This is a genomic window from Sediminibacillus massiliensis, assembly GCF_900156915.1.
Classification (GTDB): domain Bacteria; phylum Bacillota; class Bacilli; order Bacillales; family Amphibacillaceae; genus Sediminibacillus_A; species Sediminibacillus_A massiliensis.
On sequence record NZ_LT732535.1, the window covers coordinates 3,413,258 to 3,425,519 of the forward strand.

14 protein-coding genes are annotated in these 12,262 nt (G+C 42.6%); 9 read left to right on the plus strand and 5 right to left on the minus strand.

What is annotated here, in order from left to right; translation table 11 throughout:
• Positions 1-56 precede the first annotated feature (56 nt).
• Positions 57-389: a YfhH family protein gene (locus CZ434_RS17710; protein ID WP_077624355.1), complete on the plus strand. Its 333-nt coding sequence runs from the start codon at positions 57-59 to the stop codon at positions 387-389.
• A 91-nt stretch (positions 390-480) separates the two neighbouring features.
• Here the strand turns inward: CZ434_RS17710 and CZ434_RS17715 are convergent, their stop codons facing one another.
• Positions 481-636 carry a YpzG family protein gene (locus tag CZ434_RS17715; RefSeq protein WP_077624356.1) on the minus strand — a complete coding sequence of 52 codons (156 nt, stop codon included), beginning with the start codon at positions 634-636 and terminating at the stop codon, positions 481-483.
• Positions 637-657: 21 nt separating this feature from the next.
• Positions 658-804 (minus strand): small acid-soluble spore protein K, encoded by a 147-nt coding sequence (sspK, locus tag CZ434_RS17720; protein WP_425442072.1) that lies wholly within the window; start codon positions 802-804, stop codon positions 658-660.
• Between the two features lie 112 nt (positions 805-916).
• Between sspK and CZ434_RS17725 the strand changes: the two genes are divergently transcribed.
• Positions 917-1,183 (plus strand): YfhJ family protein, encoded by a 267-nt coding sequence (locus CZ434_RS17725; protein WP_077624358.1) that lies wholly within the window; start codon positions 917-919, stop codon positions 1,181-1,183.
• Between the two features lie 38 nt (positions 1,184-1,221).
• Here CZ434_RS17725 and CZ434_RS17730 read toward each other — a convergent pair whose 3' ends face one another.
• Positions 1,222-2,220: a metal-dependent hydrolase gene (locus CZ434_RS17730; RefSeq protein WP_077624359.1), complete on the minus strand. Its 999-nt coding sequence runs from the start codon at positions 2,218-2,220 to the stop codon at positions 1,222-1,224.
• A gap of 110 nt (positions 2,221-2,330) precedes the next feature.
• Between CZ434_RS17730 and mutY the strand changes: the two genes are divergently transcribed.
• The 4 genes from mutY to CZ434_RS17750 all read left to right on the plus strand — a co-directional run bounded on the left by mutY (position 2,331) and on the right by CZ434_RS17750 (position 7,089).
• Positions 2,331-3,416, plus strand: coding sequence for an A/G-specific adenine glycosylase (gene mutY, locus CZ434_RS17735; protein ID WP_077624360.1), 1,086 nt, complete (start codon positions 2,331-2,333; stop codon positions 3,414-3,416).
• Positions 3,417-3,557: 141 nt separating this feature from the next.
• A complete protein-coding gene (locus CZ434_RS17740) occupies positions 3,558-3,725 on the plus strand; it encodes a gamma-type small acid-soluble spore protein (RefSeq protein ID WP_077624361.1) in 168 nt (55 codons plus the stop codon).
• A 934-nt stretch (positions 3,726-4,659) separates the two neighbouring features.
• Positions 4,660-5,187 (plus strand): nucleoside tri-diphosphate phosphatase, encoded by a 528-nt coding sequence (gene ntdP / locus CZ434_RS17745; RefSeq protein ID WP_077625244.1) that lies wholly within the window; start codon positions 4,660-4,662, stop codon positions 5,185-5,187.
• A gap of 129 nt (positions 5,188-5,316) precedes the next feature.
• Complete coding sequence (locus CZ434_RS17750; RefSeq protein WP_077624362.1) at positions 5,317-7,089, plus strand: ABC transporter ATP-binding protein; 1,773 nt, start codon at positions 5,317-5,319, stop codon at positions 7,087-7,089.
• Between the two features lie 32 nt (positions 7,090-7,121).
• Here the strand turns inward: CZ434_RS17750 and CZ434_RS17755 are convergent, their stop codons facing one another.
• Together CZ434_RS17755 and CZ434_RS17760 are read right to left on the minus strand one after the other, a co-directional pair.
• Positions 7,122-8,183, minus strand: coding sequence for an FUSC family protein (locus tag CZ434_RS17755; protein ID WP_077624363.1), 1,062 nt, complete (start codon positions 8,181-8,183; stop codon positions 7,122-7,124).
• A 426-nt stretch (positions 8,184-8,609) separates the two neighbouring features.
• Positions 8,610-9,899, minus strand: coding sequence for a glutamate-1-semialdehyde 2,1-aminomutase (locus CZ434_RS17760; RefSeq protein ID WP_077624364.1), 1,290 nt, complete (start codon positions 9,897-9,899; stop codon positions 8,610-8,612).
• Positions 9,900-10,079: 180 nt separating this feature from the next.
• Here CZ434_RS17760 and CZ434_RS17765 point away from each other — a divergent pair, with 180 nt between their 5' ends.
• The 3 genes from CZ434_RS17765 (at position 10,080) to CZ434_RS17775 (ending at position 12,261) form a co-directional block, all read left to right on the plus strand.
• Positions 10,080-10,529 carry an ion channel gene (locus CZ434_RS17765; protein ID WP_077624365.1) on the plus strand — a complete coding sequence of 150 codons (450 nt, stop codon included), beginning with the start codon at positions 10,080-10,082 and terminating at the stop codon, positions 10,527-10,529.
• 52 nt (positions 10,530-10,581) lie between these two features.
• Positions 10,582-11,052 carry a thioredoxin-dependent thiol peroxidase gene (gene bcp / locus CZ434_RS17770; protein ID WP_077624366.1) on the plus strand — a complete coding sequence of 157 codons (471 nt, stop codon included), beginning with the start codon at positions 10,582-10,584 and terminating at the stop codon, positions 11,050-11,052.
• Positions 11,053-11,304: 252 nt separating this feature from the next.
• A complete protein-coding gene (locus tag CZ434_RS17775) occupies positions 11,305-12,261 on the plus strand; it encodes a D-2-hydroxyacid dehydrogenase (protein WP_077624367.1) in 957 nt (318 codons plus the stop codon).
• Position 12,262: the final 1 nt, after the last annotated feature.

Sequence of the window (12,262 nt, forward strand, 5' to 3'; positions counted from 1 at the left end):
ATGAAGGAAATGAAATCGTTATCGATAAAACAGCTCCGGCGAGAGGATGACTGACCGTGGAAAAAAGGTATAGTGAATATACAGTAGAAGAGCTGCGAGATGAAGTGGCTAAATTGAAGGAAAAAGCACAAAAGGCTGAACAAATGGGAAATGTCAGCGAGTATGCTATATATGAGAGAAAAGTACAGATGGCCATGGCTTATATGTTGAATCCTGAGGAATTTAATAGCGGAGAAGTTTATGAAATAGAAGAGGATCCAGGTCACACATTCCGTATCAATTACATCAACGGTGTTTTTGCATGGGGCCACCGGCTCAACCTGCTCGGCCAGAGTCTGGAAAAAGAAGAGGCTGTACCGTTGTCCGTTCTGGGCAAAAGAAAATCATAGCAAAGGCTGTCCCGGAGTGATGAAACACCCGGAACAGCCTTTTATTTATCCTTTGAAACCAACGCTTAAAACATTTCAGCAGGAATTTTCCTTAACCTTTTTTCTTCATGATATCTCTGATCTTGTCCATTTGGCTCTTCGCTGTCTCCCCGTTTACCTGTTGGCTCGCATGCTTTGGGTTAGCACGTGGGGATTGGAATGGATCGCTGTACAGATTGTTAAAGAATGGTTTGTTTTGTTGTACCACAAGTCATTCCTCCTGAAAAATTTATCTGTTTGAAGAGTTTTTCATTCGTTCTTGTGGCTTGGTATTGATAGAACCATCCGCCCGAGTGGAACTGTATCGGGTTTTGGCGCGCGGGACACTGTCCATGCGCTGGTCGGTGAAGCCATACTTTTTGTTTCGCATTTGCATTACCTCCCAGTTTGCATCCTTATGATGCTTGTTTAGTTTATGCGATAAGCTGCAGGCTATGTGGTACAATATTATCCGGAAACCAATAACCTTACTTAAAGGATGAAGAATGATGCAAGAAAATATAAATCGCTTGGCGGAACGACTATATGATAAGAATCAAACATTAAGCCTGGAAGAGGCTCGGGCATGGGTGGAATTGCTTTGGGAGGATTTCGCTGCAACCAGAGCAAAAGCCGGGCGCAAATATGAGAGTGAAGATGTGATAGAACAAGTCGTATCGAAATGGGTGGAGCATTACGGACCCAACCTGCATGAATTCCTGGAGAATAATCCGGAATATAAAAAAATGTTCGATAACCAGTATCCAGAACACTAAAAAAGAGGCTGGTGCCTAAGACACCAGCCTCACACTTTTTAAGAAAACGGTGAAGGAGAATCTTCGATGAGTAACTTACTTTGCAATTTCTTCTCTGAGAATATCCAGCCGGTATAGGAGCTCATAATTCTCATGTTATCATCGATCTGCACGACTGCCACAAAAGGATAATGATGATCTTTGGAACGGTATCTTAAGTCGGTAAAACGTACCTCGGTAAAGTCATCATAATAGTTTAATTCCCATCGATGTACAGGGGAAAAGGACAAGAAGGCAGATATATTTTTATCCTTCAACGCCTTATCGATCAATTCCCCTTCTGGAAGGGGTTCTCTGTCAAATTCATCGATAATCCGGACTCGGCCGTTTTCGGCAACTCCGACGTAGTAACGGTCTCCGGTTGTAACTGCAATTCTCCAGAAGTTCTGTTTCAACGTCGGCGATGTGGCAATTTGCTGCACACCTTCGATTTGTTCATTTACTTTTTTGACGATATCCCGCTTATCCAAATAACGTTTTAGATAATATAGGATAATCACAAAGTAAATGAGAAGCCAGGTATAACCGGCAGGTGCTCCGATCATCCATGCAACAATTCCGATGATGTGGAAACTGAATATAACCGGATCGAATGTATTGATAAATCCATACGCTACCCACCTTCGCGTGAACGGACGGTATGCCTGGGTACCGTAAGCATTGAACACATCCACTGTCACATGGAGGATCACAGCCACAAATGTCCACAGCCAAAGATGGAGAAAGTTCACCTCAGGACTGAACGCGTGGATAAGGCTTGCGATGGCCAACCCCCAGAAAACAACAGCCGGAATGGAGTGGGTAATACCACGATGGTGTCTTATATATACCGCATTATTTCTTAGTTTTAAGATGGTATCGAAATCGGGTGCTTGCGAACCTACAATTGTTCCTAGCATAACTGCACTGTATAAAGTAGGATCACTTTGTACTACAGGATCCAGGGTAGCCAGACCACCTAGCGCAACCCCCATTACGACATGGGTCCCAGTATCCATCCAAAATGGCCCTCCTTTTATCAAGTAATACTTTTAACGCCATCCAAATACTGGTGTTAAAGTAATTTTATTTTATTATAACTATATTATTGTAACACGAAGGATGAACAATGGTGAAAGATCAACGAGCAAAAAACATAATCTGCGATTTTGATCAAGAGCAATTTCAACATGACTTAATCGATTGGTTCCAAACGGTACAGCGAGATTTACCTTGGCGTAAGGATAAAGATCCTTATAAGGTATGGGTATCCGAAATTATGCTTCAGCAAACTAAGGTTGATACTGTTATCCCGTATTTTAACCGTTTTATTGATAAGTTTCCCACCTTAGACGACTTGGCAGCAGCTGATGAACAAGAAGTGCTGAAAGCGTGGGAAGGGTTAGGTTACTATTCCCGGGCGCGCAACCTGCAAAACGCAGTTAAGGAAGTAGCGGCCGAGTATAACAGCAAGGTTCCTGACACATCCGAAGAATTGGCTTCTTTGAAAGGCGTCGGCCCATACACGAAAGGCGCCATTTTAAGTATCGCTTATAACCTTCCCGAACCCGCAGTGGATGGGAATGTAATGAGAGTGATGTCAAGAGTGCTTCTAATTGATGATGATATCGCCAAATCCAAGACAAGGCGGATTTTTGAAGATTGCGTCAAGGAAGTGATACCAGAGACAAATCCATCTGACTTTAATCAAGGCCTTATGGAACTCGGTGCACTTGTCTGTACACCGACAAAACCTTCCTGTCTGCTCTGCCCAGTTCAAAACCACTGCAGAGCCTTTTCTGAAGGCATGCAGCAAGACTTGCCAATCAAGACAAAGGGCAAAAAACAAAAAAGTGTAAAATATATGGCGTTTTTATTGGTGGACACAGATGGCAACTACCTCATTGAACAAAGACCTGATAAAGGATTGCTGGCCAGTTTGTGGCAGTTTCCGATGGCTCCGCTGGCAGAGACTGATGAAGAACATGCAGGGAATTGGTTCACTCAAGTATATGGTTTGAAGATAGATTCTCTCGTAAAAGTCGATACGATCAAACACGTTTTTTCCCACTTGATATGGGAAATAGACGTGTTTGCTGGAGCTATTGTAAGTGGCGGTCTTACATCGGAAAGAGCAAAGTTCGTCTCACGGAAAGAACTTGAAAGTTATCCATTCCCTGTGTCTCATCAGAAAATCCTGAAACATATCGATTGATTATCTTCTTTAGTTTAGGCGATTATACTGATACTATTCTTGTTTGGGATTTTTTGGTCATGTTGGAAAAGTTTCTTGCAAATTTTCTTTGGATAACATCCTCGCAATTGGAGAAATTAATTGTTGCGGAGGTGATATGAGATGGCTAAAAACAACCCAAGCAAAACTAACAAACAAGAAGTTAGACGCCAAAACCAACAAGCAGCTCAAGGTACTGGACAACAACAGTTTGGTACAGAGTTTGCTTCTGAGACTGACGCTCAAGAAGTAAGAAGACAAAATCAAAAGTCTCAGCAAAACAAAAAGTAATCTGCTAACCCCCGAGTAATTCAGACTTTGTAAAGGAGCTCTCCCATATCGCGGAGAGCTCCTTTATTTTTCTTTAAAAGATTTCTTGAGGCATTGCAGTTGAGGCAAACTGCGACATAGTGACAATTCTACTTTGTGTGGCTTCTTCTTGTTCTAATTTTAGTTGGATGCTAGCCCGGCGCTGCGGAAAAATACTCCCTTTCCGGGGGCAGCACCTCAGCCTCCTCTTGAGCAAAAAGCGCTCACTGCGGGGTCTTCGGAAGCTGCTCTTCCCCTAGGACTTTGAAAAGACATCCCTGCTTTTTACACCGCACGCAGAAAATCGAACTGTATTTTCAAGGAGTGTCGCATTTTTCCTTCGCTTTGGATAGAACTTCTGATTAGGTGAGAGGTGGTCCTCAAAATATGTCTAACATGAGATATTACCAACCAAAATCCATAGAACTTCTACCAGCGAAGGCAGAAAACGCAGACTCCTGCAGGAATAGCGAAAGGTCTTCGATGGGACGAGTAATCGCAGTCCCACGAGTCCGAAGACCCCGCAAGAAGCGTACTTTGCTGATGAGGATGCTGAGGCGTGCCCGCGGAAGGCGAAGTGTTCTGCTGTAGCGGTTCTATACCGCTCGACTTAATCAGGATGGGAGTAAGCATGCCAAGTTATGTCGCGGTTTATAGATTTTGTGCTGCTGTGTTTTTTTTTGAGGGTGGCTATGATAGTTAAGCCAAACATAAAAAACAGCAATGATTTTAAGACGTCATTATTTCCATTTAGTTTTGTTAATCGTTATAATAAGGAGATAGAACAAATTATCCATAAAGATTGATCGAAAAAGCGATTGCCGGCTTTGTTTTAGGGAAAAGAGAACTACGAAGGTTTTTCCGATGCAGAACAGGTACAGCAGAGCCAAATAATTGTGAAAGAAAGGAAGATATGATGGCTGGCCCACAACCAGGTTCAAAAATACAAATACAGAGCTATAAACATAATGGCCAGCTCCATCGCGTTTGGGAGAGTAGTACAGTATTGAAAGGCACCAGAAACGTAGTGATAGGAGCTAACGATAAAACCCTTGTCACCGAAAGCGATGGCAGGACTTGGGTTACCCGAGAGCCTGCCATATGCTACTTTCATTCGAAGTACTGGTTTAATGTCATCGGCATGCTGCGCACGGATGGAATTTATTACTATTGCAATATCAGTTCGCCATTCGTGTATGATGAAGAGGCATTAAAATATATTGACTACGACCTTGATATAAAAGTGTATCCGGATATGACCTTTACATTGCTGGACGAAGATGAATACGAGCAGCATAAAAAGGAAATGAATTATCCAAAGGTCGTTGACCGGATTTTATGGAATCACGTAGAGTACTTGATCCATTGGGTGAGACAAAGAAAAGGACCATTTGATCCGGAATTTGTCGACCAATGGTATGAAAGGTATTTAACCTACCGGTAGGGAAGATGAAATAAAACGCATGAATACAAGGAAAGTTTGCATTGAGATCCTTGTCTCCATTAACGGCGGCAAGGGTTTTGTCGTTTACTTTCCTAAGGAAATGCACCAGCTTAGGGAGAGGTGGACATCTTGGACAGCATTAAAAGATATATGGCATTTGTAAAACCGTATAAATGGAAAATACTTTGGACTGTACTTATCGGTATCATCAAATTCGGTATCCCGTTACTCATGCCTTTAATTGTTAAATATGTCATTGACAACATACTCGGAGCAGAAGGCATGAGCGACTCCGAAAAAATATCCCAACTGATTTGGCTGATGGGTGGCGCTTTTGTGATTTTCCTTGTGTTAAGACCGCCCGTTGAATATTTACGGCAATACTTGGCGCAGTGGACAGGTAACAAAATCCTTTACGACATAAGGGATAAATTATTTGATCATATCCAACGTCTGAGTTTAAGGTTTTATTCCCAAACCAAAACAGGTGAAATCATTTCCCGTGTCATCCACGATGTGGAGCAGACAAAAAACTTTGTGATGACTGGATTGATGAATGTATGGCTTGACATGATCACCATTTTGATTGCAATTGGAATCATGATGGCGATGGATTTTTGGCTTACAATCGTCGCAATCGCTTTGTTTCCGCTTTATGGATTGGCTGTGAAAATATTCTACGGAAGGCTTCGCAGTTTAACCAGGGATCGTTCCCAAGCGCTTGCGCAAGTTCAGGGACATTTGCACGAACGGGTTCAAGGCGTGCCGGTTACAAGAAGCTTTGCTCTGGAAGACTATGAACAGGAACAGTTTGATCAACAGAATACAAACTTTTTCAAAAAGGCGATCGCCCATACTTCCTGGAACGCAAAGACGTTTGCAGTCATGAATACAATAACGGACCTGGCTCCATTATTGGTAGTCGGCTTTGCGGGTTATTTCGCCATCACAGGAGACTTGACGGTTGGTACGATAGCTGCATTTGTTGGTTATATGGACCGGGTGTACAGTCCGTTAAGACGGTTGATCAGTTCGTCGACAGTTTTGGTTCAATCGATTGCTTCTATGGACCGTGTATTCGAATTTATCGATGAGAAATATGATATTGTTGACGATAAAGATGCCAAACCATTGGAGCGAGTACACGGGGATGTGCACTTTGAGAATGTCTCCTTTAAGTACACAGATGAGGAATCACTTGTACTGAAAAACATCAATCTGGATGTGAAAAAAGGGGAGACCGTTGCATTTGTCGGAATGAGCGGTGGCGGTAAGTCTACTTTGATCAGCTTGATACCAAGGTTTTATGATGTCACAGAGGGACGGCTCAAAATAGATGGCACCGACATCAAAGATGTTCAGGTAAGAACGTTGAGGGACAAAATCGGCATGGTTCTTCAGGACAATATTTTGTTCAGTGAGTCCATAGCGATGAACATCCGGATGGGTAACCCTTATGCCACAGACGAACAAGTGATGGAAGCAGCCAGAGCGGCAAATGCTCATGAATTTATCACAGGACTTTCCGATGGCTATGATACATTGGTCGGCGAGCGTGGTGTGAAATTATCAGGCGGGCAGAAACAACGAATAGCAATAGCCAGAGTCTTCTTGAAAAATCCACCGATTTTGATCTTAGATGAAGCAACCTCGGCTTTGGACTTAGAAAGCGAGCATCTGATTCAGGAGGCCCTGGAAAAACTCGCCTCTAACCGGACTACATTCATTGTAGCCCATAGATTGTCGACGATAACACATGCAGACCGGATTGTTTTGATAGAGAACGGTGAAATAAAAGAACAAGGTTCCCACCAGGAATTGATGAACTTGAAGGGTAACTATTATTCGCTTTTCCAAGTACAGGAACTGGATGACTCCAAAACGGAATATTTAGGAACATGAGAAAAAGGCTGTGGATTTGTCCGCAGCCTTTTTTAATCGGTCATTTTTAATTGTTCCTGCTGGTGATATTGCTGGTAGCTTTTCAGGAGTCTTTGCAGGTGTTTCAAATGTTGATGGTATTCCATCAGCTGGGTTGCCAGCGGCAAAAAGATCAGCCTGTGTTCATCCTCTTCCCGATAGACATGGATAAGTGCTTCTACCAGTTTGGGAATGTCTGGTTCTGAGATATGTCTCAATGTTTCTTTATGATCTTTCTTAATCCTTCCCATCGAACTAAGGATCAGCTTTTCATGGGAATGAATGACTTTGTCCAGTTCCTGCACAAGAATGATCTGAAAATTTTTCGGAATGCTTTCTATTTTTTCGTCTAAAGAATGAAAAGCTTTTAAGACATCGAATGCCTTCTTGGTTGTTGCTATTAACTGGCGGAACACTATTAACTTTCTTGCCTTCAAGTAATGGTTCTTTTTAAAATAAGTTCTCTCTTCTGAAAAGAGTAAATATGTCTGATCAATCCGGCGTATTTCGTCTTGAATTCTGTCTATTTCCCCTTTTAGTGCCGGTTCATCTGATAAATGTCTGGTCGTGACGCGCAGCCATTGGAGTATGTCGGAAGTCGACCGGTCAATCCGCTGGAATAGCTTTGTTTCATACTTAGGAGGCAGAAAAAACTGATTGACGAGAAAGGCGGAAAGTATCCCTAGCGTCAATGCTGAAAAACGCATCAAAGCAAATGTTGTAAAGTCTAATTCGGTCGTTTCCATGATGGCGATGACAGCCACTATCGCCAGTAAGACAGTCGATTCTTTCATATTCAATTTCATACAGACCCCGATTGCCAACACTGTTGAAAAGCCGATGATGAATGGATCGTTTCCCAATGTCAGGACTGTTAAAATGGCTATGATGGCACCAATGATATTTGCCTGTATTTGTTCAAGGATAGTTTGATAAGAGCGATAAATCGATGGCTGTATGGCAAATACAGCGGCGATTCCGGCAAAAACCGGTGAAGGCAATCCTAGTAAAGTGGCCACATATAACGAAACAGCCACTGCCAGTCCAGTTTTAAGCATCCTTGCTCCCAGTTTCATGCAGCTCCCCCCCCTTTTTTTTTCGGAAAGGTATGTATCATGTGTATTCTGCCGTTACTGTATTCATTCTAGTGTCTTTACAAACCCTAGTCTCTTTCACATGCTATTATAACAAACAACAACTTTCATGACGCAAAAAAGAGGTCTTTGCTGGCGTCAGCAAAGACCTATGACTTACATGCTTTGGAAGGGAAGTCAAACAAATTGACATAAAGCATGAATGAAAATTATGAAAATTTTCCTCTTTATCTTAACATAACACCAAAGTGTTAATCAATTAAATATTCAAAATATTGCATAAAAATTAACGCGATTCATCTCTCGCGTCAGAAGAATCAAGATTTTCAATAGTTGCTTATAGTATGTTTATCCGGTGACAGCCGAAAATAGAAGACAGAGAGCCCTTCATTAGGACTCTCTGTCAGTTCAACTCATTTCAGCAAAAGCGTTTTTCACTGCTTTCAATGTCTGGTCGATATCTTGTTCCGTATGTTCCGTAGTCAGGAACCATGCTTCATATTTCGATGGAGCCAAGTTGATTCCCTGATTAAGCATTAGTTTAAAGAACTTAGCAAACATTTCTCCATCTGTTTCTTCGGCCTGTTTGTAATTTTCTACTTCTTGGTCCGTGAAAAACACGGTCAACGCGCCAATCAAACGGTTGATGGTAATGTTGATCCCATATTGTTCAGCAAGTGCTAGAATTCCTTTTTCTAACTTTTCGCCCAGCTTGTCCATTTTCTCGTACACGCCTTCCTGGCTCAGAACTTCCAGGCAAGCAATACCAGCGGACATGGAAGCAGGATTCCCCGCCATGGTGCCTGCCTGGTAAGCAGGCCCGAGCGGAGCGACCTGCTCCATAATTTCTTTCTTTCCGCCATATGCTCCGATCGGCAGACCGCCGCCGATGATTTTCCCCATCGCAGTCATATCTGGTTCCACATTCAGAATCTGTTGGGCACTACCATATGTGAAGCGGAAGGCAGTAATTACTTCATCATAAATGACCAATGCCCCTGAATTATGAGTAAGCTCGTTGACTTCCTCCAGGAAACCAGGTTTCGGTTCCACAATACCGAAGTTGCCTACAATCGGCTCGACTAGCACTGCAGCCACTTCGTCGCCCCAATGGCTTAGCGCTTCTTTATAAGCCTCGATATCATTGAAAGGAACGGTGATGACATCCTGTGCGATTGATTTAGGAACTCCTGCAGAATCAGGGGTACCTAGTGTGGACGGTCCGGAACCAGCCTGAACAAGTACGGGGTCAGAATGGCCATGATAGCAACCGGCGAATTTGATGATTTTATTACGGTTAGTATAAGCACGGGCTACACGGATCGTCGTCATTACTGCTTCTGTACCGGAATTGACAAACCGAACCTTATCCAAGGAAGGGATTGCTTCTTTCAGCATTTTTGCAAACTTATTTTCCAATGCTGTCGGTGTACCATAAAGAACACCGTTGGCTGCTGCTTTTGTGATGGCTTCTGTAATATGCGGGTGCGCGTGGCCAGTGATGATTGGCCCGTATGCAGCCAGATAATCGATATATTTATTGCCGTCTACATCCCAGAAATAGGCACCTTCCCCTTTTTCCATATATACAGGGGTACCGCCGCCGACTCCTTTGTATGCACGTGACGGTGAATTGACTCCACCGACGATATGATCTAACGCTTCTTTATGTAATGTCTCCGACTTGGTGAAATCCATTTAAAAACCTCCATACAAACTTTATCGTCTCCAATTATATCAACAAACTCAAAATAAGGGCAAAAACAAGCCTTGGACTTCTCGGTATCAGGGAATAAACGGTGGGTGGGATGAATAGATAGAAGAAAAGACAGTTTGTCCTATCACTGATTAAAGAGTGCAATTCAAGGAGGTAAACGAATGTTCGTCTCCATTTTCATCGTTCTGTTGATTATTTGGTTGTTATGCGGCAGTCTTTATTCTTTTTTACATTATAAAACCTATCAGAGGAGCTATTTTTCATTCGAAATCTTTTACACCTTAATCGTCGTCTACTTGGCAGTGATGGTAGGCTTTTCCATGTTGTATTTTGTTCTTTCTTTTAATGGAATCGTATTGATCGAGGGAGATTCTTTTCAACGGGTAAATGTCCTGGAATCTTTGGCCCATGCCTTGTACTTCAGTGGTGTAACGCTTTTGACGGTAGGTTATGGAGATATTACTCCAGTAGGGATCGGCCGGGTGCTGGCGTTGACGGAAGCTCTCATCGGTTATATCCTTCCGGCAGCTTTTTTCATTAAACTGTGGGAAAACTCCTTTTATAAAAACAAGATAGAGGGGAGTTCGGTTAAGAGGATGGATGGTTTGTAACTTCCAGGGAAATCGGATAATCTAACAGTAAGATAAGCTTGGAGGGATACATATGAGTCTGAAAACAGGGGCGCCTGCTCCGGAATTTGAATTGAAGGCAAACACAGGAGAAACAATCAAGTTGAGTGATTATCGAGGGAAAAATGTCGTGCTATATTTCTATCCGAAAGATAATACTCCGGGTTGTACGACTGAAGCATGCGATTTCCGCGACCATCACGCTTCTTTTGCCGACTTGGATGCAGTCATTCTCGGAATCAGTCCGGATTCTGAAGAGAGTCATGAGAAGTTCAGAGAAAAATATGATTTGCCATTCTTACTGCTGGTGGATGAAGATCACCATGTTGCAGAGAAGTACGGGGCTTGGAAGTTGAAGAAGAACTTCGGCAAAGAATATATGGGAATTGAACGTTCCACGTTTATCATCGACAAGCAGGGAGACCTGCAAAAAGAGTTCAGGAAAGTGCGGGTGAAAGGGCATGTCGAGGAAGCCCTGACCTATATCAAAGAGAATCTGACCTGATTGAAAATTAGGCTGTAATAAGGCAAATAAGTGGTACACATTAGGCAAAGCTTCTATACATCGGGGGAAAGGGCGGCATATATTGTATTATAATCTGAAACCTCCCCTTTATATAAATAGTTGAAGCATAAGGAAAATGCCTTATGCTTTCTTTTTTTTTGAGCTGCTTTTTCCTTTTTATAAAAGGTGGGAGGGTTTATCATATAAAGAAAGAAGTCGAGGCTGATTTAAAGGAAGGAGATTCTGTTATTTATGATTGCAATATCAACTGCAAAGCTTCCCGAACCAATAAGAATGCATCTTGTCAATACCTACCCATCTGTGAAATTCTCTTTCTATCACGACATGGAACAGGCTTTTCCCCATATTGGAACTGCGGAGATTTTACTTACATATGGAGAGGATTTGACGGAGGAAATCATTCAAATGGCGACTGATTTAAAATGGATAATGGTTTTATCTGCGGGGATAGATACAATGCCTTTAAAAACAATAAAACGACAAGGTATCCTTGTGACTAACTCAAGAGGGATTCATAAGCAGCCGATGGCCGAATATGCCATATCGATGATTCTGCAGGTTTCCCGCAGTGCGGGCCTGTTGATGGAAAAACAACGCCAGCAGCAATGGGTTTCGTCCAGAGACGTTCCTACACAGGAAATTTCGAACAAGACAATGGTTATTGCGGGCACAGGCGCAATCGGACAGGAAGTGGCGAGACTGGCCAAAGCATTCAGAATGAAAACGATTGGTGTCTCGAAAAATGGTGCTGACAAGGATTATTTTGACGAAATGTACACAGTAAGAGATTTAGCTAAAGTCGTTTCCGGAGCGGACTTCATTGTCTCTGTTCTTCCAAGTACTTCAGAAACGAAAGGGTTTTTCCGGAAAGAACATTTTGAAAGAATGCCGGAAACTGCCATCTTTTTAAATATGGGGCGGGGGGATGCGGTATCGGAGGATACAATCTTGACTGCCCTGGATGATGGCGAAATAGCCCATGCTGTTCTTGATGTCTTCGAACAAGAGCCACTTCCGACAACCAGTCCATTATGGAAGCATGATAAAATTACGATAACCCCTCATAGTTCGGGGGTATCGCCAGAATATTTGCCGCGGGCAATCCGCATTTTTGAAGAAAATCTGGATAAGTATTTATCGGATGATACTAATTTAATCAATGAAATTAATCTGGACAGGGGGTACTAAC

Coding starts and splice junctions, on each gene's coding strand:
- sspK (WP_425442072.1), bottom strand. CDS start 804: ATGCAAATGCGAAACAAAAAGTATGGCTTCACCGACCAGCGCATGGAC.
- CZ434_RS17725 (WP_077624358.1), top strand. CDS start 917: ATGCAAGAAAATATAAATCGCTTGGCGGAACGACTATATGATAAGAAT.
- CZ434_RS17730 (WP_077624359.1), bottom strand. CDS start 2,220: ATGGATACTGGGACCCATGTCGTAATGGGGGTTGCGCTAGGTGGTCTG.
- mutY (WP_077624360.1), top strand. CDS start 2,331: ATGGTGAAAGATCAACGAGCAAAAAACATAATCTGCGATTTTGATCAA.
- CZ434_RS17740 (WP_077624361.1), top strand. CDS start 3,558: ATGGCTAAAAACAACCCAAGCAAAACTAACAAACAAGAAGTTAGACGC.
- ntdP (WP_077625244.1), top strand. CDS start 4,660: ATGGCTGGCCCACAACCAGGTTCAAAAATACAAATACAGAGCTATAAA.
- CZ434_RS17755 (WP_077624363.1), bottom strand. CDS start 8,183: ATGAAACTGGGAGCAAGGATGCTTAAAACTGGACTGGCAGTGGCTGTT.
- CZ434_RS17760 (WP_077624364.1), bottom strand. CDS start 9,899: ATGGATTTCACCAAGTCGGAGACATTACATAAAGAAGCGTTAGATCAT.
- CZ434_RS17765 (WP_077624365.1), top strand. CDS start 10,080: ATGTTCGTCTCCATTTTCATCGTTCTGTTGATTATTTGGTTGTTATGC.
- bcp (WP_077624366.1), top strand. CDS start 10,582: ATGAGTCTGAAAACAGGGGCGCCTGCTCCGGAATTTGAATTGAAGGCA.
- CZ434_RS17775 (WP_077624367.1), top strand. CDS start 11,305: ATGATTGCAATATCAACTGCAAAGCTTCCCGAACCAATAAGAATGCAT.